This window comes from Stutzerimonas sp. 21-1 (assembly GCF_056336065.1).
The window spans coordinates 921,846-945,120 of record NZ_CM150500.1; the positions used below are offsets into that span (position 1 = coordinate 921,846).

Below are 23,275 nucleotides of genomic sequence, written 5' to 3' on the forward strand. Positions count from 1 at the left end.
GAGTGCTGATCGCTTCCGACCAGTTCCGCATCGTTGTCGGCCTCGGCAAGAGCGGCATGTCCGTGGTTCGCCATCTGGCGCGCCGTGGTCTGCCGTTCGCGGTCGCCGACACGCGCGCGAATCCGCCGGAGCTGGCCACGCTCAAGGCGCAGTACCCCGGCGTGGAAGTGCGCTGCGGCGAGCTGGACGTCGAATTCCTCTGTCGCGCCAGCGAACTGCTGGTCAGCCCCGGCCTGGCGATCGCCACCCCGGCGCTGCAGGCGGCTGCCGCGCGCGGCGTGAAGCTCTCCGGCGATATCGACCTGTTTGCCAGGGAAGCGAAAGCACCGATCGTTGCCATCACCGGCTCCAACGCCAAGAGCACCGTGACCACGCTGGTCGGCGAGATGGCAGCCGCGGCTGGCCGCAAGGTCGCCGTGGGCGGCAACCTGGGCACGCCGGCGCTCGATCTGCTGGATGATGGGGTCGAGCTGTACGTGCTCGAGCTTTCGAGCTTCCAGCTGGAAACTACCGACCAGCTGAACGCCGAGGTTGCCACCTGCCTGAACGTCAGCGAAGACCATATGGATCGCTACAGCGGGCTGCCGGCCTACCATCAGGCCAAACACCGCATTTTTCGCGGTGCCCGGCAGGTGGTGATCAACCGTGACGACCGCCTGAGCCGCCCGCTGATCGGCGAGGATGTGCCGGTCTGGTCGTTCGGCCTCGGCAAACCGGATTTCAAGGGCTTCGGCCTGCTCGAGGAGGGTGGCGAGAAGTATCTGGCGTTCCAGTTCGAGACGCTGATGCCGGTCACCGAGCTGAAGATTCGCGGCGCACACAACCAGGCCAATGCGCTGGCGGCGCTGGCGCTGGGGCATGCGGTTGGCCTGCCGTTCGACGCAATGCTGCAGACGCTGCGTTCGTTCGCCGGTCTCGCGCATCGCTGCCAGTGGGTCGGCGAGCGCGGCGGCGTGGCGTTCTACGATGACTCCAAGGCCACCAATGTCGGCGCTGCACTGGCGGCTATCGACGGGCTGGGTGCGGACATCCCCGGCAAGCTGGTGCTGATTGCCGGTGGCGATGGCAAGGGTGCGGATTTTTCCGCCCTGCACGCACCGGTCGCGCGCTACTGTCGTGCGGTCGTTCTGCTCGGACGTGATGCCGACGTGCTGGCCGCCGCGCTGGACGGCGCCGCGCCGCTGCTGCGCGTGCGCACGCTGGAAGAGGCCGTGCAACAGGCGGCGGCCTGCGCCACGGCTGGTGATGCGGTGCTGCTGTCGCCAGCTTGCGCCAGCCTGGACATGTTCAAGAACTTCGAGGAGCGCGGTCGCCTGTTCGCCGCTGCGGTGGAGGCGCTCGTCTGATGTTTGCCTTCCTGCGTGGTGCGCCTTCACCGCTGTTCGGCCCTCGCGGCCTGGATCTGGACTTCCCGATGCTGGCCGGTTGTCTGGCGCTGCTCGGCCTTGGGCTGGTGATGATCACCTCGGCTTCGTCGGAAGTGGCGGCGGTGAATTCGGGCAACGCGCTGTATCACATGACCCGCCACATGGTGTACGTCGCGCTCGGCCTGGGCGCCGCCGGCCTGATGCTACTAGTGCCGGTTTCGACCTGGCAGCGGCTGGACTGGATGCTGCTGCTGGCGGCCTTTGGTCTGCTGATCCTTGTACTGATCCCAGGTATCGGCCGCGAAGTGAACGGTTCGATGCGCTGGATCGGGTTCGGTGCGTTCAACGTACAGCCGTCCGAGCTGGCCAAGGTGTTCGTGGTGATCTATCTCGCCGGCTATCTGGTGCGTCGCCAGGAAGAGGTACGCGAGAGCTTCTGGGGCTTCGCCAAGCCGTTCCTGGTACTGCTGCCGATGGCCTTCCTGCTGCTGATGGAGCCGGACTTCGGCGCCACCGTGGTGATGATGGGCTCGGCGGTGGCCATGCTGTTCCTCGGTGGCGTCGGCCTGATCCGCTTCAGCCTGCTGGTTGCGGCGGCGGTCGGTGCGGTGTTCGTGCTGGTGCAGACGCAGGAATATCGCCTGCAGCGCCTGATTACCTTCACCGATCCGTGGGCCGACCAGTACGGCGCCGGCTACCAGCTGACCCAGGCGCTGATCGCCTTCGGCCGCGGCGAATGGTTCGGCGTCGGGCTGGGCAACAGCGTGCAGAAGCAGTTCTACCTGCCCGAGGCGCACACCGACTTCGTGTTCTCCGTGCTGGCCGAGGAGCTGGGCATGGTCGGCGCGTTGCTGACCATCCTGCTGTTTGCCTTCGTCGGCGTGCGCGCGCTGTACATTGGCCTGCAGGCCGAGAAGGCGCGTCAGTTCTTCGCCGCCTACGTCGCCTGGGGCATGGCATTCCTCTGGCTGGGGCAATTCCTCATCAATGTCGGGGTGAACGTTGGCCTGCTGCCGACCAAGGGACTCACGCTGCCGTTTCTCAGTTATGGCGGCAGCTCGCTGGTAGTGACCTGCGCGAGCATGGCGTTATTGCTGCGTATCGAATGGGAAAGCCGCACGGTACTCGGCAGCGAGGATGTCGAGTTCAGCGAAGCCGATTTCGAGGAGGCGCCAGCCGCCAAGGAGGTCGCCCGTGGCCGCTAACGTGCTGATCATGGCCGGTGGCACCGGTGGCCACGTATTCCCGGCGCTGGCCTGCGCCCGCGAATTCCAGGCGCGCGGCTATGCCGTGCATTGGCTGGGTACGCCGCGTGGTATCGAGAACGAGCTGGTGCCGGCCGCCGGTCTGCCACTGCATCTGATTCAGGTCAGCGGACTGCGCGGCAAGAACCTCATGGCCCTGCTCAAGGCGCCGCTGCAGCTGGTGCGCTCGCTGCTGCAGGCGCGGCGGATCATCCGCGAACTGAAGCCGGTCTGCGTGCTCGGCCTGGGTGGCTATGTCACGGGGCCGGGCGGACTGGCGGCCTGGCTCGCCGGCGTACCGCTGATCATCCACGAGCAGAACGCCGTCGCCGGCACTGCCAATCGCAGCCTGGTCCCGCTGTCGCGCCGTGTCTGCGAGGCGTTCCCGGATACGTTCAAGGCCAGCGACAAGCGTCGCACCACCGGTAATCCGGTGCGCGAGGAGCTGTTTCTTGAGACGCCGCGCGATGCCCTGGTCAATCGCCGTCCGCGCCTGCTGGTCCTCGGCGGCAGTCTGGGCGCCGAGCCGCTCAACAAGCTGCTGCCTGCTGCGCTGGCGCGTGTTCCGGGCGAGCTGCGCCCAGAGGTGTTCCACCAGGCCGGCAAGCAGCACGCCGACATCACTACCGAGCGTTACGCCGAAGCCGGCGTCGCCGCCGAAGTGGCGCCGTTCATCAAGGATATGGCGCGCGCCTATGCCTGGGCCGATCTGGTGATCTGCCGCGCTGGCGCGCTGACCGTCTGCGAACTGGCCGCCGCGGGCCTGCCGTCGTTTTTGGTGCCGCTGCCGCATGCTATCGATGACCACCAGACGCGCAATGCCGAATATCTGGCGAAGGAGGGCGCGGCCGTCCTTCTGCCGCAAGCCAAGACCGATGCTGCCGCCCTCGCCGAGCAGCTTGAAGAGGTACTGATGCACCCGGAAAAACTCAAGGTCATGGGCGCCACCGCTCGCCGGCTGGCGCGACCCGATGCGACGCGGCGCGTCGTCGATATCTGCCTGGAGGTGGCCAATGGCTAAGTCCCCGGCTGCGGTAAAGGCTGAAGTCCGGCGCATGCGGCGCATCCGCCGCATCCATTTCGTCGGCATCGGCGGCGTGGGCATGTGCGGCATCGCCGAGGTGCTGCTGAACCTCGGCTACGAAGTTTCCGGTTCGGACCTGAAGGAATCGGCCAGCACCGAGCGGCTGCAGAGTTTCGGCGCGCATATCTTCATCGGCCACCAGGCCGGTAACGTCGCCGGCGCCGACGTGCTGGTGGTATCCAGCGCGATCAATGCCAGCAATCCCGAGGTCGCTCTGGCGCTGGAACAGCGCATTCCGGTGGTGCCGCGCGCGGAAATGCTCGCCGAGCTGATGCGCTACCGCCACGGCATCGCGGTCGCCGGCACTCATGGCAAGACCACCACCACCAGCCTGCTGGCTTCGGTGTTCGCAGCGGGCGGCCTGGATCCGACCTTCGTCATCGGTGGCCGGCTGACCGCCGCCGGTACCAACGCCCAGCTCGGCGGCAGCCGCTATCTGATCGCCGAGGCGGACGAAAGCGACGCCAGCTTCCTGCACCTGCAGCCGATGGTGGCGGTGGTCACCAATATCGACGCCGATCACATGAGCACCTACGGCGGCGATTTCGGCAAGCTGAAGAAGACCTTCATCGAGTTCCTGCACAACCTGCCGTTCTACGGGCTGGCCGTGCTCTGCGTGGACGACCCGGTGGTGCGCGAGATCCTGCCGCAGATCGGCCGGCCGACCACCACCTATGGCATCAGCGAAGATGCCGACGTGCGCGCCATCAACATCCGCCAGGAAGGCATGCGCACCCATTTCACCGTGCTGCGCGCCGGCTGCGAACCGCTGGACGTGTCGGTGAACATGCCCGGCACCCATAACGTGCTCAACGCGCTGGCGACCATCGCCATCGCCACCGACGAAGGCATCGATGACGAGGCCATTATCCAGGGCCTGTCGCAATTCGCGGGCGTCGGCCGGCGCTTCCAAGTCTATGGTCAGCTGCCGGTCGAAGGCGGCAGCGTGATGCTGGTGGACGACTACGGCCACCATCCGCGTGAAGTCGCGGCGGTGATCAAGGCCGTGCGTGGCGGCTGGCCGGAGCGCCGGCTGGTGATGGTCTATCAGCCACACCGTTTCAGCCGCACCCGCGACCTCTACGACGATTTCGTGCAGGTACTGGCCGACGCCAATGTGCTGCTGCTGATGGAGGTCTACCCGGCCGGCGAAGAGCCGATTCCGGGGGCGGACAGCCGTCAGCTCTGCCACAGCATCCGTCAGCGCGGCCAGCTCGATCCGATCTATGTCGAGCGAGGCGCCGACCTGGCATCGATCATCAAGCCGCTGCTGCGCGCCGGCGACATTCTGCTCTGCCAGGGTGCCGGCGATATCGGCGGCGTAGCCCCGCAACTGATCAAGAGTCCCCTGTTTGGCGATGCCGAAGGCACCGCGAGGAAACAACCATGAGCGCCCTGCATTCGACCCGTGACCCGCAGGCGTTTGGCCGGGTCGCCGTGCTGTTCGGCGGCAAAAGCGCCGAGCGCGAAGTATCGCTGAAATCCGGTGCGGCGGTGCTGCAGGCACTGCAGGCGGCCGGCGTGGATGCCTTCGGTATCGATGTCGGCGACGATCTGCTGCAGCGTCTTGACCGCGAGCGTATCGACCGTGCGTTCATCGTTCTGCACGGACGTGGCGGCGAGGACGGCAGCATGCAGGGTCTGCTGGAGTGCGCCGGCATCCCCTACACGGGCAGCGGCATCCTGGCCTCGGCGCTGGCGATGGACAAGCTGCGCACCAAGCAGGTCTGGCAGAGCCTCGGCCTGCCTACTCCGCGTCACGCCGCGCTGGCCAGCGTCGAGGACTGCCACGCCGCGGCCGTCGAGCTGGGGTTCCCGCTGATGGTCAAGCCGGCCCATGAAGGCTCGAGCATCGGCATGGCCAAGGTGGACGACGTCGAGGCGCTGGTGGCCGCTTGGCGCGAGGCCAGTCGCTTCGATTCGCAGGTGCTGGTCGAGCAGTGGATCCAGGGCCCGGAATTCACCATTGCGGTGCTGCGCGGCGAAGTATTGCCGCCGATCGGCCTGGGCACGCCGCATAGTTTCTACGACTACGACGCCAAATACCTGGCCTCCGACACCCAGTACCGCATTCCCTGCGGGCTCGATCCGGTGCGTGAGCAGCAGCTCAAGGAGCTGTCGGCACGCGCCTGCGAAGCGGTCGGCGTACGCGGCTGGGCGCGGGTCGACGTGATGCAGGACGCCAACGGCGACTTCTGGTTGCTGGAAGTGAACACCGTACCAGGGATGACCGACCACAGCCTGGTGCCGATGGCGGCGCGTGCGGCGGGGCTGGATTTCCAGCAACTGGTGCTGAGCATTCTCGACGACAGCGTCGGAGCGGAGAACTGAGATGATCACCACGCTGCGTCACTCGCAACCGGGAGGCGGCCGTGCGCTGCGCAAGCCGGCGCCGCGTGGGGCCACCCGGCTGGTGGCCCGCGAGCCACTGTCCGCACGGCTGCCGCGGCCGAATCTGACAGGGCTCAAGCGTGCCGTCTGGCCGTTGCTGCTCGTCGGCCTGGCCTTCGGTCTGTACGAGCTGGGCGAGCGCCTGCTGCCCTACGCTGACCGGCCGATCGCCAAGGTCAGCGTGCAGGGCGAGCTGAGCTACGTGGCGCGCGAGGCGGTGCAGCAGCGTATCGCGCCGTTCGTCGATGCGAGTTTTTTCAAGGTTGATCTGAACGGCATGCGTCACGATCTCGAGCAGATGCCGTGGATCGCCCATGTGGAAGTGCGCCGTGTGTGGCCGGACCAGGTGCAGGTGAATCTCGAGGAACAGCTGCCGATTGCTCGCTGGGGCGACGAAGCGCTGTTGAACAACCGTGGCCAGGCATTTGCGCCGAATAACCTCAATCATTATGAACACTTGCCGCAATTGCATGGTCCGAAGCGGGCTCAGCAGCGGGTCATGCAGCAGTACCAGATGCTCAGCCAGATGCTGCGGCCGCTGGGCTTTTCCATCGCGAGTCTGGAACTGCGCGAGCGTGGCAGCTGGTTCCTGACCACCAGCCAGGGCATCGAGCTGCTGCTGGGACGGGACCACGTAGTGGAAAAAATGCGCCGCTTCAATGCCATCTATCAAAAGGCGTTGCAGGCACAAAGCGAGAAAATTGCAAGGATCGACCTGCGTTACGCCAACGGCCTCGCCGTCGCCTGGCGTGAACCGATCCCGACTGCGACGGACGTGACCGTCGCGGCGAAGAATTGAGGAATGAAACACATGTCTAGCGTGCAAAGCGGCAAGATGATCGTCGGTCTCGATATCGGCACCTCCAAGGTGGTCGCGCTGGTGGGCGAGGTCACGGCCGACGGCGATCTGGAAATCGTCGGTATCGGCACTCACCCGTCGCGCGGCCTGAAGAAGGGCGTGGTGGTGAACATCGAGTCGACCGTACAGTCGATCCAGCGCGCCATCGAGGAAGCCCAGCTGATGGCCGGCTGCCGCATTCACTCGGCGTTCGTCGGCCTTGCCGGCAACCATATCCGCAGCCTGAATTCGCACGGCATCGTCGCAATCCGCGACCGTGAGGTCAGCACCGCCGACCTCGAGCGCGTGCTCGATGCCGCCCAGGCCGTGGCAATCCCGGCCGACCAGCGCGTGCTGCACACGCTGCCGCAGGATTACGTGATCGACAACCAGGAGGGCGTGCGCGAGCCGCTGGGCATGTCCGGCGTCCGCCTGGAGGCCAAGGTGCATGTGGTGACCTGTGCGGTGAATGCCGCGCAGAACATCGAGAAATGCGTGCGCCGCTGTGGCCTGGAAGTGGACGACATCATCCTCGAACAGCTGGCCTCCGCCCATGCGGTGCTGACCGACGACGAGAAGGAACTGGGCGTGTGCCTGGTCGACATCGGCGGCGGCACCACCGACATTTGCATCTTCACCGAAGGCGCGATTCGCCACACCGCGGTGATTCCGATCGCCGGCGACCAGGTCACCAACGACATCGCGATGGCCCTGCGTACCCCCACGCAGTACGCCGAGGAAATCAAGATCCGTTACGCCTGCGCGCTGGCCAAGCTGGCCGGTGCCGGCGAAACCATCAAGGTACCCAGCGTCGGCGATCGCCCGCCGCGCGAGCTGTCGCGCCAGGCCTTGGCCGAAGTGGTCGAGCCGCGCTATGACGAGCTGTTCACCCTGATCCAGGCCGAGCTGCGCCGCAGTGGCTACGAGGACCTGGTTCCGGCCGGCATCGTGCTCACCGGCGGTACGTCGAAGATGGAAGGCGCGGTCGAGCTGGCCGAGGAAATCTTCCACATGCCGGTACGCCTGGGCGTGCCGCATACGGTCAAGGGCCTGAATGATGTGGTGCGCAACCCGATTTATGCGACGGGCGTTGGCCTGTTGCTCTACGGCGTGCAGAAGCAGGTCGATGGCGTCGGTCCGCGTGGCACCGGCAGCCTGAACGAAGAACCCAAAACGTCTGTTCTGGACCGGCTCAAGGGCTGGATCCAGGGCAATTTCTAACAGTACGCGGCAACCCAAAACTAGAAAGCTGGAAGGAGAGAGGGCCATGTTCGAACTCGTAGATCATACCCCGCAGAGTGCAGTCATTAAGGTCATCGGCGTCGGCGGTGGTGGCGGCAACGCCGTCAATCACATGGTGCGCAACAACGTCGAAGGCGTGGAATTCATCTGTGCCAACACCGATGCGCAGGCACTGAAGAAGATCGAGGCGCGCACCGTGCTGCAGCTCGGTTCGGCCATCACCAAGGGCCTGGGCGCCGGCACCAATCCGGACATCGGTCGCCAGGCGGCGATGGAAGATCGTGAGCGCATTGCCGAGGTGCTCGAAGGTGCCGACATGGTGTTCATCACCACCGGCATGGGTGGCGGTACCGGTACCGGCGCTGCGCCGATCATCGCTTCGGTGGCCAAGGAAATGGGCATCCTCACCGTTGCAGTGGTCACCCGTCCGTTCCCGTTCGAGGGCCGTCGTCGCATGCAGGTGGCCGACGAGGGCATTCGCGCGCTGTCCGAATGCGTCGATTCGCTGATCACCATTCCCAACGAGAAGCTGCTGACCATCCTCGGCAAGGACGCCAGCCTGCTGTCCGCCTTTGCCAAGGCTGACGACGTGCTGACCGGGGCGGTGCGCGGCATCTCCGACATCATGCAGCGTCCGGGGCTGATGAACGTCGACTTCGCCGACGTCAAGACCGTCATGGGCGAGATGGGCATGGCGATGATGGGTACCGGCTGCGCTACCGGCCCGAATCGTGCGCGCGAGGCCACCGAGGCGGCGATCCGCAACCCGCTGCTGGAAGATGTGAACCTGCAGGGCGCTCGCGGCATCCTGGTGAACATCACAGCCGGCCTGGATCTGTCGCTGGGCGAATACGCCGCGGTCGGCGAGATCATCGAAGCCTTCGCTTCCGATGAGGCTACCGTCAAGGTAGGCGCCGTGATCGATCCGGATATGCGCGACGAGCTGCACGTCACCGTGGTCGCTACCGGCCTGGGTCCGCGTAATGAGAAGCCGGTCAAGGTCATCGACAATACCCTGCAGGCTTCGGTTGCTCCGTCCGCACCGATTGCACCGCGTCAAGAGCAGGTGGCAGTCAACTACCGTGACCTGGAGCGTCCGACCGTCATGCGCAACCAGGCCCATGCCGCGGCCACTGCCGCCAAACTGAACCCGCAAGAGGATCTGGATTACCTGGACATCCCGGCGTTTCTGCGTCGTCAGGCCGATTGACTGAAGTTATCAGGAGTATTGTTGTGATTGGTGTTCAGCAAAGTTGGCATCTGCTATTATCGCCGGCAATTGTTGAAAACAATTCGCAACTAGTGCAATAGCGAACCAAAGGCCATGATCAGACAACGCACCCTGAAGAACATCATTCGCGCCACTGGCGTCGGCTTGCATTCGGGAGAGAAGGTTTACCTGACCCTGAAACCGGCGCCGGTGGATACCGGAATCGTGTTCTGTCGCACCGATCTCAACCCGCCCGTGGAGATTCCCGCGCGGGCCGAGAACGTCGGCGAAACCACCATGTCCACGACGCTGGTCAACGGTGACGTCAAGGTCGACACAGTGGAGCACCTGCTTTCGGCAATGGCCGGGCTGGGAATCGACAACGCCTACGTCGAACTCTCCGCCTCGGAAGTGCCGATCATGGATGGCAGTGCCGGGCCGTTCGTATTCCTGATTCAGTCAGCCGGCCTGCAGGAGCAGGACGCGCCGAAGAAGTTCATTCGCATCAAGCGCGAAGTCACCGTCGAGGAGGGCGACAAGCGTGCGACCTTCCTGCCGTTCGACGGCTTCAAGGTGAGCTTCGAGATCGATTTCGACCATCCGGTGTTCAAGGGCCGTACCCAGACCGCCAGCGTGGATTTCTCCAGCACTTCCTTCGTCAAGGAAGTCAGCCGTGCGCGAACCTTCGGTTTCATGCGCGACATTGAATTCCTGCGCTCGCACAATCTGGCGCTCGGCGGCAGCGTGGATAACGCCATCGTGGTGGACGAGAACCGCGTGCTCAACGAAGACGGCCTGCGTTACGAGGACGAGTTCGTCAAGCACAAGATCCTGGATGCCATCGGCGATCTCTATCTGCTGGGCACCAGCCTGATCGGCGAGTTCCGTGGCTTCAAGTCCGGGCATGCATTGAACAACCGCTTGCTGCGCACCCTGATGGCCCAGAAGGATGCGTGGGAGTTGGTCACTTTCGATGATGCGCAGACCGCCCCGATCTCCTACATGCGTCCGGCGGCAGCCGGCTAAGCGATACCTCCTTCCTAGTATTCTTGAGCCACCTTCGGGTGGCTTTTTTTATGCCGTGGAAAACGCGTTGCTTGCCCAGGTTCACGCGCAGGCGGCTTTTCGACCGGTGGCGCTTGGCCGGGATCGTCGATCGGCAGCGGCTCGCCCGGCTCCTCGCGCTTTGGGTTAGTGGCGGGATCCGGCGTAATCGGGCGTTCGGGTGCTTGCATGTGTTCGCTCAGCTCAATGCGCGCAGCAATTCGGCTTTGCGCATCTTCGAGCGGCCGCGGATGTCACGTTCGCGGGCCTTCTGCAGCAGTTCGTCGCGGGTCATCTCAGCGAGCGACGTGCTGGCTGCGCCGCGGCGCTGGCGTGCCGAGCCGCGATTGGGCGAATCGCCAGCGCGCGTCTGCGCGGCCCGGTGTGCCGAGTCCTTGCGATCGGCGCGTTTGGCCGTCTCGCTTTTCTTGCGGCCCGCGCCGCCCTTGCGCTCACCGCCGCCGGATTGCTTGTTGACCGTGGCCCACGCGCGCGCTTCAGCTTCCTTTGGCGGTACGCCGCGCTCTTCGTAGCTCTCCTCGATATGTTCGGCCTTGCGCTGCTGCTGGTCGGTGTATTTGGATTTGTCACCGCGGGCCATCGGAATCTCCTTCGCGTGGTTGCGCGTGCTTGTCTTGAGTCAGGGTGGGGGTCACGCGCCAGACACGGTTACCGACGTCATCGGCCACCAGCAGCGCCCCACGGCGGTCGACCGCGACGCCGACCGGACGCCCCTGCGCCTCGCCGTCCGGGTTGACGAAACCGGTCAGCACATCCTCGGCCGGCCCGGCGGGCTTGCCGTCGCGAAACGGCACGAAGACCACCTTGTAACCGCTGAGCGGTTTGCGATTCCAGGAGCCGTGCTGACCGACGAAAGCACCCTTGGCGTAGCGCTCCGGCAGCAGATCGCCCTCGTAGAAGGCCAGGCCCAGCGACGCGGTATGCGCGCCCAGCGCGTAGTCGGGCACGATGGCCTTGGCGACCAGGTCCGGGCGCGGCGGCTCGACGCGCTTGTCGACGTGCTGGCCGTAGTAGCTGTAGGGCCAGCCATAGAAGCCGCCTTCCTGTACCGAGGTCATATAGTCGGGAACCAGATCGCTGCCGATCTCGTCGCGCTCGTTGACGGTCGTCCACAGCTGGCCGCTATCGGGCTGCCAGGCCAAGCCGTTGGGATTTCGCAGCCCTGAGGCGAAAAGGCGCAAGGTCTTGGCCTGCGGGTCGACTTCGAGGATCGCGGCGCGGTTTTCCTCGGCCTGCATGCCGTTTTCCGCGACGTTGCTGTTCGATCCGCTGGTGACGTACAGCCGCGTGCCATCCCGGCTGGCGATGACGTTCTTGGTCCAGTGGTGATTGATCGGCCCTGCCGGGAGGTCGACGACCTTCTCGCCGGTGGCCAGCTCCAGGCGCGTGGCGCCGTCCCGGTATGGAAAGCGCAGCAGGGCGTCGGTATTGGCGACGTACAGCTGGCCGTCCACCAGGGCCATGCCGAACGGTGAGTTGAGTCCTTCGAGAAAGACGCTGCGCTGTTCCGGCTGGCCGTCGCCGTCGCGGTCGCGCAGCAGGGTGATGCGGTTGGCGCTCGGTGTTCGCGAGCCGGCGCGGGCCATGACCTTGTTCATGATCCAGCCGCGGATGCCTTGGCTGCCTTCCGGTTTGGGCGGGGCATCCGCTTCGGCGACCAGCACATCGCCATTGGGCAGCACGTGAATCCAGCGCGGATGCTTCAGGTCGTCGGCAAACGCGACGACTTCCAGCCCGGGTGCGGCCTGTGGTTTGCCGCCTTCTGGCCAGCCTTTGGCTGGGGCGATGTTGACCGTTGGCAACAGCGTCTTGTTCGGCGCCGGTAGCGCCGGATCAGGACCATAGCCGGCTTCGGCCGGCGTCTTTGCGGTATCGCCGCAACCGCCCAGGGCGAGGGCGAAGGTGGTGGCGATCAAACAGGGGCGGGCAGCGGGCATGGTCTCGGCTCCGGGACGCGGACTGTCTGATTTACGACCCCCCTGGCTGCTTCATCGTTCGCGCGTTCGTCAGGACGGGGGCGTGTCGTTCCGCTTGTGCGCCGCGTGGCGTTCCACCGTTGGCATGAGCAGCAGCACCAGCAGCGTCAGCAACGTGCTCAGCACCGCGGTCGCTTCGTGGCCGAGGCCGGCGGCGACACCGATGGCTGCGGTCATCCAGATATTGGCGGCGGTGGTCAGCCCCTGCACGTCTTCGATGGAAGTGCCCTTGAGAATGGTCCCGGCGCCGAGAAAACCGATGCCGGTGATGATGCCCTGCATCACCCGCGAAACCTCCACACCGGCCTGCACCGGCACCAGCACGAACAGCGCGGCACCGAGCGCCACCAGCATGTGCGTGCGCAGGCCGGCAGCGCGGCGTCTGAGTTCGCGCTCGTAGCCGAGCAGGCCGCCCAGCAAGGCGGCGAGCAGCAGGCGCATGGCGACGCGCACGGCTTCGTCCAGATCGGGGATATCCGCGAATTCCGCGGCGATCGTCCGGGCAACGATATCCCACCAGTCCATGTCAGCCTCCGATTCACGCTGCGCTTTCTCGTTAGGAGTGGCGGCGCGAGCGGACGTTCGCTATTCGCTGACCTCGAAGCGCAACATGCCGATCATCTGACCCGCTTCCGTCACCACCCGTACGCGCCACTTGCCGGCCGATTGCGGCGGGAAGTTGCGCTTGTGCGTCCAGGCGCGGTAGCCGGCTTCGCGACCGCCGCTGATGTCCAGGGCGATACGGTCGACCTGACGTCCTTCGTGCAGCCACTCGTGGTAAATGCGCTCCTTCAGCCCGCGCGGGGCATTGATCGCGGTGAAGGCGTAGAGGCCGGTGGCGTGCAGTTCGGCGCTGCTGAGCTGGCGCAGACCCTTGCCGGGTTTACGCTGGCGGTCGTCCAGCTGGGTCGTCACGGCGACATCGGTGAGCCACAGCGACGCCGGCGGTACCCAGGTGCGTCCGAGCCAGCCTGCGCCGGCGAGCGCGACGGCCAGACCGACGATGCCAAGCAGGCTGCGCCAGTTCCATTGGCGGAACAAACTGCCCAGGCTGGGCAAGGCCAAGAGCACCGTCACGGCGAGCGCCAGCTGATAGCTCTGCGGTGTGGACAGATGCAGGATGATCGGCAGTGCGGTGAGTAGCACGGCGAACAGCGTTACGGCATGAAAGCCCAGGTAGACCCAGCGGCGTGGCGCCAGCCAGCGGTAGTACAGCGGATCGATCAGCGAGATCAGCGCCGCGCCGCCAAGCAGGCCGGTGAACAGTGCCTGTCCACTGTTCCAGGTCGTGGTGATGGCGAAGAACGGGATGATGAAGAACAGGCTTTCCTGGTGGACCATCTGCGTCGCATAGCGCAGCAGCGGTGCCGGCAACTGCCAGCCGAACCAGCGCTTCAGGCTGCGCCGCAGGCTGTGTTCGAGCGTCAGCCAGACCCAGCTCACCAGCATGATGACGGCGATACCCTTGGCCAGCCCGGCGTGGCGCTCGACCAGCAGGAAACTGGCCACGCCCGAGCAAAAACCGAACAGCGCAACGGTGCCGGGGAAACGACGGAGCAGCGCGCTGATTCGGTCGATCAGCAGCGCCAGGCGGGCTTTCAGGCGCATGCGAGGATCACTTCGAGCCGGTGGGTTTATCCGGTTGGACAATACGGGAATGCGGGAATTGTATGCGGCAGCCATGCTGCCCGCACATGCGGGCGGCACAATGGCCCGCTGCGACGGGCCGGTCAAGAGGGTTGTCAGGGCGTCGTAGCGGCACGCTCGGGCATTGCCGACGAGTGATGGCTGCTGATCAGCCAACGCGCCTGCTGCGGATCCCACCGGTAGGTGAAGGTATAGCGTGCCTGCACCGCCGAGCCGTCACCGAAGCGGAAGGTGTAGAGCCCGGTATCCAGCGCGGTGCGGCAGTCGATGCGGATCATGCGCGAGTCGATGCGCCCGTCCGGACGCTTGGCCATGAAATGCGAGAAGTAGTCTTCCTTGCCCGCTGCGGTTTCCCGTGGGGTATTCGACAAGGTCGGCAGCAGCAGCGAGTCGGTGGCGTAACGTTGAACTACTCGCTTGGGATCGCCGCTGCGCAGGTCTGCGTTCCATTGCGTGAACAATGCGGCGATATCGTCCTCGCTACTGCTCGGACAGGCATCGTCGGCGGCCTGCGCGGTGAATGGCAGCAGCGCCGCCGTGGCGATGATCAGGGAGAGGGCGTATTTCATTCTTTTTTTTCCGGATCGGTTGTTGGAAGACGGACAGTGTCCGCCGCCGGCAAGGCCGACCCGGTTGTGACCGCGTGGTCGCCCCGGCAGTGCCCGAACCGGCCGGGACAAATCAGCGCAGGCCCAGGCTTATCCACTCATGCTGTGCGCTACCTTGTGGGTAACTTCTGCATGGATGCGTGCACCCCAACAACGGTGGGCGCTTGCCGCGGTTGCTCGCTTTTTGAACAGTGCGTTGAATGAACGTCACGGCAACGACTGCAGCACGAAACCTGTTAGCCACGATTGCTGTGCAGTTATTTGTGGATAAGTTGGGCAAACAGCGCCACATGCCTCGAAGCATGCGGGCTGCGGCCTGGTGGATGAAATTTGAGCAATGGTTTCGATGGGCTCATTCGTCCGCGCATGTACCGCTGACCGCCGAGGCATAGTTAGCGAAAAGGCATTGCAAGATGGCACGACTGATCATGGCGTAACTCCGGGCTGTGACTGGCAGCTGAAGGATAAGCCCGGGCCCGCTCGTGGGCCGGTTGATTTATGCCATGGCCGTAATAGCTATACGGCAATCGTGTTATCCCCGTGAACTGTGCAGCGTTCTGTGGATAACCTTTGGAGCAATGCCTGCCCAGGTGATGGCGCCTGGCCTGTAACCGTCTGTTCGATTTTTGATCGATCGGCTTGTTAGCCGTGTAACGCCAGTTAAATCAGTGGTTTGCAGCTTTCCGACGGACGTCGCCATGGGAGCATGCGGGCAAATTGTTATCCCCGAAAACTGTGGATGCCGCTGTGGATAAACTGCTGGCAAAACGGGCGAAGCGCCGTGATATCTGGGCTGCGTGGCTACGGTACAAAAAACGATCAGCGCATCGTCGAGCGTTATGCCGATCCATTCATTTCGAGGCGTTTGATTGTCGCGGCGCCGGGCGACAGGGAGACTCGCGGCATTCATGACCGAGGAGCAGTCCATGACGCAACCCATTCGTTTTGAAGACAAAGTGGTCATCGTGACCGGCGCTGGTGGCGGCCTGGGGCGCGCCCACGCACTGCTGTTCGCCCGGCACGGCGCGCGGGTGGTGGTCAACGATCTGGGCGGGACCGCCCAGGGCGACGGCGCCAGCAGTTCCGCCGCGGATCGGGTCGTCGAGGAGATCCGCCAGGCCGGCGGTACCGCGGTGGCCAACCATGACTCGGTGACTGACGGCGAGCGTATCGTCGAGCAGGCGCTGGATAGCTTCGGGCGCGTGGACGTGGTGGTGAACAACGCCGGCATCCTGCGTGACCGTACATTCCACAAGATGGAGGATGCCGACTGGGATCTGGTCTACCGCGTGCACGTCGAGGGCGCCTACAAGGTCACGCGCGCCGCCTGGCCGCTGATGCGCGAGCAGGGGCACGGGCGGGTGATCTTCACCGCGTCCACCTCGGGTATCTACGGCAACTTCGGCCAGGCCAATTACGGCATGGCCAAGCTCGGCCTCTATGGTCTGACCCGCACACTGGCGCTGGAGGGACGCAAAAGCAACATCCTGGTCAACGCCATCGCGCCGACCGGCGGTACGCGCATGACCGAGGGGCTGATTCCGCCGCAGGTATTCGAGAAGCTCAAGCCCGAGCTGGTAAGCCCGCTGGTGGTGTATCTCGCCAGCGAGCAATGCCAGGACAGTGGTGGGCTGTTCGAGGTGGGTGGCGGCTGGATGGGCAAGGTGCGCTGGGAGCGCAGCCTGGGCGTTGGCTTCGATCCGCGCACTGGTTTCGCTGCCGAGGACGTCGCCGCCTACTGGGCGCGCATCTGTGACTTCCAAGACGCAGCGCATCCGGCGGACAACCTTGAGGCGCTGCGGGAAATGATGGCCAACCTGCAGAAGTACGCCGGCTGACCATCACCGTGGCATTGGCTGCCGCGCGGCCCTCAGGCCGGCTGCGGCAGCGGTTTGTCCTCATCCTGCAGCAGACGCAGGGCCTTCTCCCGCGCCTGGGTCAGATCGCGCACGTATAGCAGGCGACCCGGCAGCCGGTGAATACCGGCACGCCGCAGCTTCAGCCGTACGCGGGCATTGCTACCGCTGAGAATCAGCGTGACGCCGAGCCGCCGGTAATCCACCAGCACGTTCTCCAGCGCCGCCAGGGCGGTCATGTCCAGCATGGGCACGGCGCTGATGTCGACGATGACCACCCGCACTTCGGGGTTGAAGCGGCGCAGTGCGCCCAATGCCTTTTCCGCGGCGCCGAAGAACAGCGGACCGCGGATGGCATAGGCCGCCACGTGCTCCGGCAGGTCGGCCAGGACGCGACGCTGATCGCGTGACAGTTGGCCGGTGTCGGTCAGCTCGCTCATGCGTTTGATGAACAGTCCGGCGGCCAGCAGCAGGCCAACGCCCACCGCCAGCACCATGTCGAACAGCACGGTTAGCACCAGGCAGGTCAGCAGCACCAGCACGTCGCTGCGCGGCGCGATGCGCAACACATGCACGACGTGCGGCGCTTCGCTCATGTTCCAGGCCACCATCAGCAGCAGCGCCGCCAGCGCGGCCATCGGCAGATAGCTGAATAGCGGTGCCAGCCAGAGAATCGCCACCAGCACCACGCCGGCATGGATGATCGCCGCTAATGGCGAGAACGCGCCGGCGCGGATGTTGGCGGCGCTGCGTGCGATGGCGGCAGTGGCGGTGATGCCGCCGAACAGCGGGGCGATCAGATTGCCGAGGCCCTGGCCGATCAGTTCGCCATTGGGTTCGTGGTTGCTACCGGTCATGCCATCGGCGATCACCGCACAGAGCAGCGATTCGATGGCACCCAGCATGGCGATGGCGAACGCCGGGGCGAGCAGCTGGCGGAACAGTTCGTAAGTCAGCTGCAGTGGCTGGCCATCCGGGCCCGGAAGCAGCCACGGCCAGGTGAAGTCCGGCAGCAGTGGCGGGATGCCCGGATGGCGGATGCCATCGAGTTCATAGCTGAAGCGTTCGCCCAGCGTGGCGACCGGCATGCCGGACGATTCCAGAGCGAGACCGACCAGTGCGCCGATTGTCAGCGCGACCAGATGGCCGGGCACGCGCGGCACCCAGCGTGGCCAGAGAATCAGAACGGCCAGGCAGACGATCGCGACCAGCCCATCGCCCACCTGCGCCCCCGGCAGCGAGCGCGCCAGCAGGACGACCTGGTCGACGTAGTGCTGAGGCTGCTCGCTGAGCGTCAGGCCGAACAGGTCCTTGACCTGCAGCGTGGCGATGACGATGCCGATGCCGGCGGTGAAGCCCAGGGTGACCGGATAAGGAATGAAGGCGATCAGCCGGCCGGCACGCAGCACGCCGAGCGCGATCAGAATCAGCCCGGCCAGCATGGTGCACAGCAGCAGACCGCCGACGCCGAACTGCTGGGTGATCGGCAGCAGGATCACCACGAAGGCGGCGGTCGGGCCGCTGACGTTGAAGCGCGAACCGCCGGTCAGTGCGATCAGTGGCGCGGCTATCAATACCGTGTACAGGCCGTGCTGCGGCGGCGCACCGACCGCGATCGCCAGTGCCATCGCCAGCGGAATGGCGATGATGCCGACGGTCAGGCCGGCGCTGAGATCGCCACGCAGCTGCGCGGGGCCGTAACCCAGGCGTAGCGTCTGACGCCAGGCGGCGAATAGAGGCGGTAGGTTCATGCCGTGACGCTCCTTGTACGCAATGCAGCAGTATAAGCACCGGCGTGGCGCTCGGATCGATGGTAATCCTCCGTCCGCGTACGCCGCTGCGAGTACGACCTTGGTCGCAAGCTGCCCTGGCGCGTTGAGCGTGCCGGCCGCGAGGAGTAAACTGCCGCCCCGGTGAGAAACCGCGGAGCAGAATTGACATGCGTAAAGACAAGAAGCAGGTGATCGGCGAGGAGATCGGCGACGAAGCGATCAAACTGTTTCTTCTGCCAGAACCGGCTGACGATACGCCGCCGTCGCTGCACAAGCTGATCAAGGCCTATCGCGGCCTGCGCATCGATGACTTCGAGCGCTACATCGGTTTCTTCCAGGCCGCCGGCTACGATCTCGGCGCACGTGACGCCAAGGGGCGGGATTTCATCGAGCTGGTCGCCGATCAGCATCAGGCGCGGCCGTACATCGAGGTGATCGAAGCGGCTCGTGGCTGACGAGGCTGCACCTACGCAATGGATATTCGGTGATCGGTGAGCGCATGGCGCACCCGGTATCGATCGCCTGCAGGATTCGCAAATCGTTTTTTTCGCCGCATCCGGCTGTAGAGCCTGGGTCTAACCCCGCTCCGGTCCGATCGAGGCGTCAGGAAGGAAGCCAAAAGCCGTCCTTCCAACAGCTGGCAGGCGTTCTTCTCGCCTGTTCTCGGGCACAGATATCCCGAGCAGCGGATACAGAGACCTCCTCCGTTTCTGGCCGTCTGGCTGGTGGGTTATACGCGGCCGCGTACTGCGGACGTGACAGTTTAATGCTGTGATTCTGGAGAACGCGTTAATGACGCAACACGATAGCGAAGCAGTGGATATGGTGTTGGTGGGGGCCGGCATCATGAGCGTTACCCTCGCGGTATTGCTCAAGGAACTCGACCCCAGCATCAAGCTTGAGATCGTCGAACTGCAGGAATCCGGAGCCATCGAAAGCTCCAATCCCTGGAACAATGCCGGTACTGGCCACGCGGGGCTTTGTGAGCTGAATTACACCCCCGACAGCAAGGACGGCACGATCGATATCAAGAAGGCCGTCCATATCAATACCCAGTTCGAGGTCTCGAAGCAGTTCTGGGCATATCTCGCCGATCGCGAAGGCTTCGGCTCTCCCCGCGACTTCATCAATGCCGTACCGCATCTGAGCTTCGTGCGCGGTAGCAAGAACATCGATTTCCTCAAGCGCCGCTTCGATGCGCTGAAGACCCACCACGCCTTCTCCGACATGGTCTATTCCGAAGACCGTGCCACGCTGGCCGAGTGGATGCCGCTGATGATGCCGGGACGCGCGGCCGACGAGCCGATCGCCGCAACCCGTGCGATGAACGGCACTGACGTTAACTTCGGCGCAGTCACCAACCAGATGCTCAGCTATCTGTCGCGCAGCGCCGGCGTCAAGGTTTCCTACAACCAGAAGGTCACCGGGCTGGCGCGCACCGCGTCCGGCTGGAAGGTCGACATCAAGAACACCCGCAACGGCGACTCCCGTGAAGTGGCTGCCGGCTTCGTGTTCCTCGGCGCCGGTGGTGCGGCACTGCCGCTGCTGCAGATGTCCGGCATCGAGGAAGGCAAGGGTTTCGGCGGCTTCCCGGTCAGCGGTCAGTGGCTGCGTTGCGACAACCCGGAAATCGTCGCTCAGCACCAGGCCAAGGTCTACAGCCTGGCCGCGGTCGGCGCCCCGCCGATGTCGGTGCCGCACCTGGATACCCGCGTGGTCGATGGCAAGAAGTCCCTGCTGTTCGGACCCTACGCCGGCTTCACCACCAAGTTCCTCAAGCGCGGTTCCTTCATGGACCTGCCGCTGTCGATCCGTCCCAGCAACATCGGCCCGATGATGGCGGTGGCGCGCGACAACATGGACCTGACCCGCTACCTGATCAAGGAAGTGATGCAGTCTATGGAAGATCGCCTGGAAACCCTGCGCGGTTTCTATCCCGAGGCGAAGGCCGAGGACTGGCGTCTGGAGATCGCCGGGCAGCGCGTGCAGATCATCAAGAAGGATCCGAAAAAGGGCGGCATCCTGCAGTTCGGTACCGAACTGGTCGCCGCGAATGATGGCAGCATCGCCGCGCTGCTCGGCGCCTCGCCGGGTGCCTCGGTGACGGTTTCGATCATGCTCGAGCTGATCGAGCGTTGCTTCCCCGAGCAGTACCGGTCGCAGGCCTGGTCGAGCAAGCTGGGCGAGATATTCCCGGCACGCGAAGACCAGCTGCAAAGCGACGCAACGGCCTATCGCGAGATCAGCGCGCTGTCGGACAAGCGTCTGGGCCTGGCGGACTGACATTCGCCACGTTCGTTGGTTGAACGAAAAACCGCCCTGTCTCCTTGAGGCAGAGCGGTTTTTTTATGCAGCTGTTGCGGCTCTGGCCGGTTCAGCGGCCAGCGAGGATCGCGTCGTGCGGCAGCGGGCGGCCGATCCAGTCGAGCCGGACTTCGCCCACTTCGATCCACTGGCGGCCCCGCGGGCGGTTGGTGGCGGTGCACAGCATGCGGCAGCAGCCCTGCTCGTCGACGAATGCATAGTGCTGGCGTGAGCGCAGGCGCAACAGGCGGCGCAGGAAGTTCATGGTCGGGCACCTCGATGGAAGCGGTGCGCGCTTTATCGCAGGTGTCGATGACAGGCGAATGACGGAACGCGTCAGCCGGGCGGTCGGTCTGAAGCGCATCACTGTCGGGGTACGGATGCGCCCGGTATACTGCGCCGCGTTCGTCATCCCCCTCACTTGGAGAAAAACAGCATGCTGCAGCGCCTGTTGTTCGGACTTGCCGCGGTTATTGGACTGGCTCTCGCAGGCTGTGCCCACAGCCCGCAGCAGCTCGATCCCAACCCCAAACTGCTGGGCACCATCAATCCGGTCGGCCGGGGCCAGCCGGTCGTCGTGCGGGTCGTCGACGGACGTCCGTCGCCCACGCTGGGCACACGCGGCGGCCTCTACCCGGAAACCAGCGCAGTGATCGTGCCGAGCGAAAAACTGCTGCCCAAGCTGCAGGCGCAGACTGAAGCGGCGGTGCGCCTGCTCGGCTTCACGCCTTCACCCAACGCCTACAACGCACCGCAACTGACGCTGACTCTGGCCGAACTGAAGTACCAGTCGCCCAAGGAAGGCCTGTACGTCACCGAGGCCAACATCGGCGCAACCCTGCGCGTCGACGTGCAGAACTCCGGTCGCCGCTACAGCGGGCGCTATGGTGCCTCGCTGAATCAGCGCTTTGGCATGGCGCCCAACGAGCAGACCAATACCAAGCTGGTCAGCGATGTGTTGAGCGATGCGCTGACCCGTGTGTTCAAGGACCAGAACATCGGTCAGTTGCTGGCGCAGTAAGCGCTGATCAGGCACTTGCCGCACCCATGAAAAAGCCCGCAGTTGCGGGCTTTTTCGTTTCCTACGATTGGGTGGCGGAATGAACGCCCCGTCCCGGGGCGCTGTTCACGTGCCTCAGCGGACGCCGGCGTTGCGCAGGGCGGCCGGGGTGTACTGGTTGGAGTTGGCCTTGTAGTTGTAGGTGTAAGGGGTCTTTTCCTCGTTCTTCATGCCCATCACCAAGTAGCGCCCGGAGATCAGGTCATACAGGGTTTCCACGGCATACAGCGGCACCTGCACGTTGTAGACCTGCTGCGCATGCGCCTCGGCAACGCGCCACAGCTGGTTGCGACCGTCGTAGTGGTCGATCACCGCGGCCTGCCAGGTGTCCTCGTCGATGAACAGGTGGCGCTTGGCGTAGATGTGGCGGTCGCCCGACTTGAGCGTCGCCTCGACTTCCCAGACGCGGTGCAGCTCGTAGCGCGTCAGGTCCTGGTTGATATGGCCGGGCTTGACGATGTCGTCGTACTTCAGCTGCGGCGAGTCCAGGCGGTAGGAGTTATAGGGAATGTACAGCTCGCGCTTGCCGACCAGCTTCCAGTCATAGCGATCCGGCGCGCCGTTGAACATGTCCAGATTGTCCGCGGTGCGCAGTCCGTCGGCCGCAGTGCCGGGCCCGTCGTAGGCCACCTGCGGAGCGCGGCGCACACGGCGCTGGCCGGCGTTGTAGATCCAGGCCATGCGCGGTTCTTTCACCTGATCGAGGGTTTCGTGCACCAGCAGCACGTTGCCCGCCAGGCGCGAGGGTTCGGTCACCTGCTGCTTGAAGTAGAACAGCACGTTGCCGTGCTTTTCGGCGTTGTAGTCGGTCAGGGTGTTGGCGTAGACCACCTCGTCGATGAATTTGACCAGGCTGTAACTGCCGTTGACCTGCGGTGTGGCCTGCGCGATCACGCGGCGCACCGAGGCACCGCGGTAGCGAGTGATGTGGTTCCAGACCACCTGCAGGCCGTTCTCCGGGATCGGGAAGGCCAGCGCCGTGTCGAAGTTCTCCAGGCCGTTGCCGCCACGCACCAGCGTGGTGTTGCGCGCGTTGCGCGCCGCGGCGTCGTAGATGTGCTGCGGCAGCGCGGCGCTGCGGCGGGTTTCGTATACCGGCAGGCGGTAGCTCTGCGGATAGCGCTTGAGCATGGCGATCTGGCCGGGGCTCAGGTTGTCCTGATACTGCTCGTAGTTCTGCGCGGTGATGGTGAATTTCGGTTGGTCGGCGGCGAACGGGTCGCCGACGAAGCCCTCGGCGCTCACCGGTGCGGCATCCACCGGGAGGCCGCCGGTCCAGGCCGGAATGGTGCCGGCGGCATTACCGGCGCGTTCGGCGCCCACCGGGGTCAGGCTGTCGCCGAGCTTGGCGGCGTCTGCCTCGGATACTGCCGCGCTGGCGCTGCCGGCCAGCAGGGCGAGTGTAAGAGTCCCCAATCTGAAAAGTGTCGTGCGCATCGTTGTGGTCCTGTGATCCTTGTTGTTGTGTCCCGGCGAGATGCCTGCGCGGTGCCGCATGCGAACCCTCATCGCACGCGGCGCAGGCTGGTAACGGGCCCCTCGATTGCCTTCGCCGCCTGGGCGGAGGCTCTAGTTCGCCCCTTCGGGGGTGTTCGGAGGGTGAGGGCGGGG

At 64.8% G+C, this 23,275-nt stretch carries 21 protein-coding genes; 13 read left to right on the plus strand and 8 right to left on the minus strand.

What is annotated here, in order from left to right; genetic code table 11:
* Positions 1-2 precede the first annotated feature (2 nt).
* The 9 genes from murD (at position 3) to lpxC (ending at position 10,402) form a co-directional block, all read left to right on the plus strand.
* A complete protein-coding gene (gene murD, locus AC0ZJQ_RS04480; protein ID WP_167136086.1) occupies positions 3-1,346 on the plus strand; it encodes a UDP-N-acetylmuramoyl-L-alanine--D-glutamate ligase in 1,344 nt (447 codons plus the stop codon).
* Positions 1,346-2,572, plus strand: a complete 1,227-nt coding sequence (ftsW, locus tag AC0ZJQ_RS04485; RefSeq protein WP_009867948.1) for a putative lipid II flippase FtsW — start codon at positions 1,346-1,348, stop codon at positions 2,570-2,572. The genes murD and ftsW overlap by 1 nt, the downstream gene beginning before the upstream one ends.
* A gap of 10 nt (positions 2,573-2,582) precedes the next feature.
* Positions 2,583-3,632: an undecaprenyldiphospho-muramoylpentapeptide beta-N-acetylglucosaminyltransferase gene (gene murG / locus AC0ZJQ_RS04490; protein ID WP_155551693.1), complete on the plus strand. Its 1,050-nt coding sequence runs from the start codon at positions 2,583-2,585 to the stop codon at positions 3,630-3,632.
* Positions 3,625-5,085, plus strand: coding sequence for a UDP-N-acetylmuramate--L-alanine ligase (gene murC / locus AC0ZJQ_RS04495; RefSeq protein WP_083862496.1), 1,461 nt, complete (start codon positions 3,625-3,627; stop codon positions 5,083-5,085). The genes murG and murC overlap by 8 nt, the downstream gene beginning before the upstream one ends.
* Positions 5,082-6,026 carry a D-alanine--D-alanine ligase gene (locus tag AC0ZJQ_RS04500; RefSeq protein ID WP_009867943.1) on the plus strand — a complete coding sequence of 315 codons (945 nt, stop codon included), beginning with the start codon at positions 5,082-5,084 and terminating at the stop codon, positions 6,024-6,026. The genes murC and AC0ZJQ_RS04500 overlap by 4 nt, the downstream gene beginning before the upstream one ends.
* Before the next feature lies 1 nt (position 6,027).
* A complete protein-coding gene (locus tag AC0ZJQ_RS04505; protein WP_476477371.1) occupies positions 6,028-6,885 on the plus strand; it encodes a cell division protein FtsQ/DivIB in 858 nt (285 codons plus the stop codon).
* Positions 6,886-6,897: 12 nt separating this feature from the next.
* Positions 6,898-8,145, plus strand: a complete 1,248-nt coding sequence (gene ftsA, locus AC0ZJQ_RS04510) for a cell division protein FtsA (RefSeq protein ID WP_009867941.1) — start codon at positions 6,898-6,900, stop codon at positions 8,143-8,145.
* A 46-nt stretch (positions 8,146-8,191) separates the two neighbouring features.
* Positions 8,192-9,376 carry a cell division protein FtsZ gene (gene ftsZ, locus AC0ZJQ_RS04515; RefSeq protein ID WP_009867940.1) on the plus strand — a complete coding sequence of 395 codons (1,185 nt, stop codon included), beginning with the start codon at positions 8,192-8,194 and terminating at the stop codon, positions 9,374-9,376.
* 114 nt (positions 9,377-9,490) lie between these two features.
* A complete protein-coding gene (lpxC, locus tag AC0ZJQ_RS04520) occupies positions 9,491-10,402 on the plus strand; it encodes a UDP-3-O-acyl-N-acetylglucosamine deacetylase (RefSeq protein WP_009867939.1) in 912 nt (303 codons plus the stop codon).
* Positions 10,403-10,619: 217 nt separating this feature from the next.
* Here the strand turns inward: lpxC and AC0ZJQ_RS04525 are convergent, their stop codons facing one another.
* The 5 genes from AC0ZJQ_RS04525 to AC0ZJQ_RS04545 all read right to left on the minus strand — a co-directional run bounded on the left by AC0ZJQ_RS04525 (position 10,620) and on the right by AC0ZJQ_RS04545 (position 14,633).
* Positions 10,620-11,021, minus strand: coding sequence for a Rho termination factor N-terminal domain-containing protein (locus AC0ZJQ_RS04525; protein WP_476477372.1), 402 nt, complete (start codon positions 11,019-11,021; stop codon positions 10,620-10,622).
* Positions 11,008-12,378: a PQQ-dependent sugar dehydrogenase gene (locus AC0ZJQ_RS04530; RefSeq protein WP_476477373.1), complete on the minus strand. Its 1,371-nt coding sequence runs from the start codon at positions 12,376-12,378 to the stop codon at positions 11,008-11,010. Before AC0ZJQ_RS04530 ends, AC0ZJQ_RS04525 begins: the two co-directional genes overlap by 14 nt.
* Before the next feature lie 69 nt (positions 12,379-12,447).
* On the minus strand, positions 12,448-12,942 hold the full coding sequence (locus AC0ZJQ_RS04535) for an MgtC/SapB family protein (protein ID WP_213662734.1): 495 nt from the start codon (positions 12,940-12,942) through the stop codon (positions 12,448-12,450).
* 60 nt (positions 12,943-13,002) lie between these two features.
* Positions 13,003-14,025 carry a DUF5924 family protein gene (locus AC0ZJQ_RS04540; RefSeq protein WP_009867932.1) on the minus strand — a complete coding sequence of 341 codons (1,023 nt, stop codon included), beginning with the start codon at positions 14,023-14,025 and terminating at the stop codon, positions 13,003-13,005.
* A gap of 134 nt (positions 14,026-14,159) precedes the next feature.
* The gene (locus AC0ZJQ_RS04545) at positions 14,160-14,633 is read right to left on the minus strand and encodes an SgcJ/EcaC family oxidoreductase (protein WP_476477374.1); all 474 of its coding nucleotides are present in this window, start codon (positions 14,631-14,633) and stop codon (positions 14,160-14,162) included.
* A gap of 965 nt (positions 14,634-15,598) precedes the next feature.
* On the opposite strand from AC0ZJQ_RS04545, the gene AC0ZJQ_RS04550 reads away from it, so the two are divergent.
* Positions 15,599-16,510 (plus strand): SDR family oxidoreductase, encoded by a 912-nt coding sequence (locus tag AC0ZJQ_RS04550; protein ID WP_237264548.1) that lies wholly within the window; start codon positions 15,599-15,601, stop codon positions 16,508-16,510.
* Between the two features lie 32 nt (positions 16,511-16,542).
* Here the strand turns inward: AC0ZJQ_RS04550 and dauA are convergent, their stop codons facing one another.
* Positions 16,543-18,279: a C4-dicarboxylic acid transporter DauA gene (dauA, locus tag AC0ZJQ_RS04555; protein WP_009867929.1), complete on the minus strand. Its 1,737-nt coding sequence runs from the start codon at positions 18,277-18,279 to the stop codon at positions 16,543-16,545.
* 188 nt (positions 18,280-18,467) lie between these two features.
* On the opposite strand from dauA, the gene AC0ZJQ_RS04560 reads away from it, so the two are divergent.
* Positions 18,468-18,755 carry a PA4642 family protein gene (locus tag AC0ZJQ_RS04560; protein WP_102827558.1) on the plus strand — a complete coding sequence of 96 codons (288 nt, stop codon included), beginning with the start codon at positions 18,468-18,470 and terminating at the stop codon, positions 18,753-18,755.
* 337 nt (positions 18,756-19,092) lie between these two features.
* The gene (gene mqo / locus AC0ZJQ_RS04565) at positions 19,093-20,583 is read left to right on the plus strand and encodes a malate dehydrogenase (quinone) (RefSeq protein WP_009867923.1); all 1,491 of its coding nucleotides are present in this window, start codon (positions 19,093-19,095) and stop codon (positions 20,581-20,583) included.
* A 91-nt stretch (positions 20,584-20,674) separates the two neighbouring features.
* On the opposite strand, the gene AC0ZJQ_RS04570 is transcribed toward mqo, so the two are convergent.
* Positions 20,675-20,869, minus strand: coding sequence for a hypothetical protein (locus tag AC0ZJQ_RS04570; protein ID WP_213662738.1), 195 nt, complete (start codon positions 20,867-20,869; stop codon positions 20,675-20,677).
* A 171-nt stretch (positions 20,870-21,040) separates the two neighbouring features.
* On the opposite strand from AC0ZJQ_RS04570, the gene AC0ZJQ_RS04575 reads away from it, so the two are divergent.
* Positions 21,041-21,625: a YajG family lipoprotein gene (locus AC0ZJQ_RS04575; protein WP_155551585.1), complete on the plus strand. Its 585-nt coding sequence runs from the start codon at positions 21,041-21,043 to the stop codon at positions 21,623-21,625.
* A gap of 114 nt (positions 21,626-21,739) precedes the next feature.
* Here the strand turns inward: AC0ZJQ_RS04575 and AC0ZJQ_RS04580 are convergent, their stop codons facing one another.
* A complete protein-coding gene (locus AC0ZJQ_RS04580; RefSeq protein WP_314019770.1) occupies positions 21,740-23,101 on the minus strand; it encodes a DUF1329 domain-containing protein in 1,362 nt (453 codons plus the stop codon).
* Between the last annotated feature and the right edge of the window lie 174 nt (positions 23,102-23,275).

What these genes read in the sequence shown, in the direction of transcription:
- ftsW (WP_009867948.1), top strand. Translation starts at nt 1,346, where the DNA reads ATGTTTGCCTTCCTGCGTGGTGCGCCTTCACCGCTGTTCGGCCCTCGC.
- murG (WP_155551693.1), top strand. Translation starts at nt 2,583, where the DNA reads ATGGCCGGTGGCACCGGTGGCCACGTATTCCCGGCGCTGGCCTGCGCC.
- murC (WP_083862496.1), top strand. Translation starts at nt 3,625, where the DNA reads ATGGCTAAGTCCCCGGCTGCGGTAAAGGCTGAAGTCCGGCGCATGCGG.
- AC0ZJQ_RS04500 (WP_009867943.1), top strand. Translation starts at nt 5,082, where the DNA reads ATGAGCGCCCTGCATTCGACCCGTGACCCGCAGGCGTTTGGCCGGGTC.
- AC0ZJQ_RS04505 (WP_476477371.1), top strand. Translation starts at nt 6,028, where the DNA reads ATGATCACCACGCTGCGTCACTCGCAACCGGGAGGCGGCCGTGCGCTG.
- ftsA (WP_009867941.1), top strand. Translation starts at nt 6,898, where the DNA reads ATGTCTAGCGTGCAAAGCGGCAAGATGATCGTCGGTCTCGATATCGGC.
- ftsZ (WP_009867940.1), top strand. Translation starts at nt 8,192, where the DNA reads ATGTTCGAACTCGTAGATCATACCCCGCAGAGTGCAGTCATTAAGGTC.
- lpxC (WP_009867939.1), top strand. Translation starts at nt 9,491, where the DNA reads ATGATCAGACAACGCACCCTGAAGAACATCATTCGCGCCACTGGCGTC.
- AC0ZJQ_RS04525 (WP_476477372.1), bottom strand. Translation starts at nt 11,021, where the DNA reads ATGGCCCGCGGTGACAAATCCAAATACACCGACCAGCAGCAGCGCAAG.
- AC0ZJQ_RS04530 (WP_476477373.1), bottom strand. Translation starts at nt 12,378, where the DNA reads ATGCCCGCTGCCCGCCCCTGTTTGATCGCCACCACCTTCGCCCTCGCC.
- AC0ZJQ_RS04535 (WP_213662734.1), bottom strand. Translation starts at nt 12,942, where the DNA reads ATGGACTGGTGGGATATCGTTGCCCGGACGATCGCCGCGGAATTCGCG.
- AC0ZJQ_RS04540 (WP_009867932.1), bottom strand. Translation starts at nt 14,025, where the DNA reads ATGCGCCTGAAAGCCCGCCTGGCGCTGCTGATCGACCGAATCAGCGCG.
- AC0ZJQ_RS04545 (WP_476477374.1), bottom strand. Translation starts at nt 14,633, where the DNA reads ATGAAATACGCCCTCTCCCTGATCATCGCCACGGCGGCGCTGCTGCCA.
- AC0ZJQ_RS04550 (WP_237264548.1), top strand. Translation starts at nt 15,599, where the DNA reads ATGACGCAACCCATTCGTTTTGAAGACAAAGTGGTCATCGTGACCGGC.
- dauA (WP_009867929.1), bottom strand. Translation starts at nt 18,279, where the DNA reads ATGAACCTACCGCCTCTATTCGCCGCCTGGCGTCAGACGCTACGCCTG.
- AC0ZJQ_RS04560 (WP_102827558.1), top strand. Translation starts at nt 18,468, where the DNA reads ATGCGTAAAGACAAGAAGCAGGTGATCGGCGAGGAGATCGGCGACGAA.
- mqo (WP_009867923.1), top strand. Translation starts at nt 19,093, where the DNA reads ATGACGCAACACGATAGCGAAGCAGTGGATATGGTGTTGGTGGGGGCC.
- AC0ZJQ_RS04570 (WP_213662738.1), bottom strand. Translation starts at nt 20,869, where the DNA reads ATGAACTTCCTGCGCCGCCTGTTGCGCCTGCGCTCACGCCAGCACTAT.
- AC0ZJQ_RS04575 (WP_155551585.1), top strand. Translation starts at nt 21,041, where the DNA reads ATGCTGCAGCGCCTGTTGTTCGGACTTGCCGCGGTTATTGGACTGGCT.
- AC0ZJQ_RS04580 (WP_314019770.1), bottom strand. Translation starts at nt 23,101, where the DNA reads ATGCGCACGACACTTTTCAGATTGGGGACTCTTACACTCGCCCTGCTG.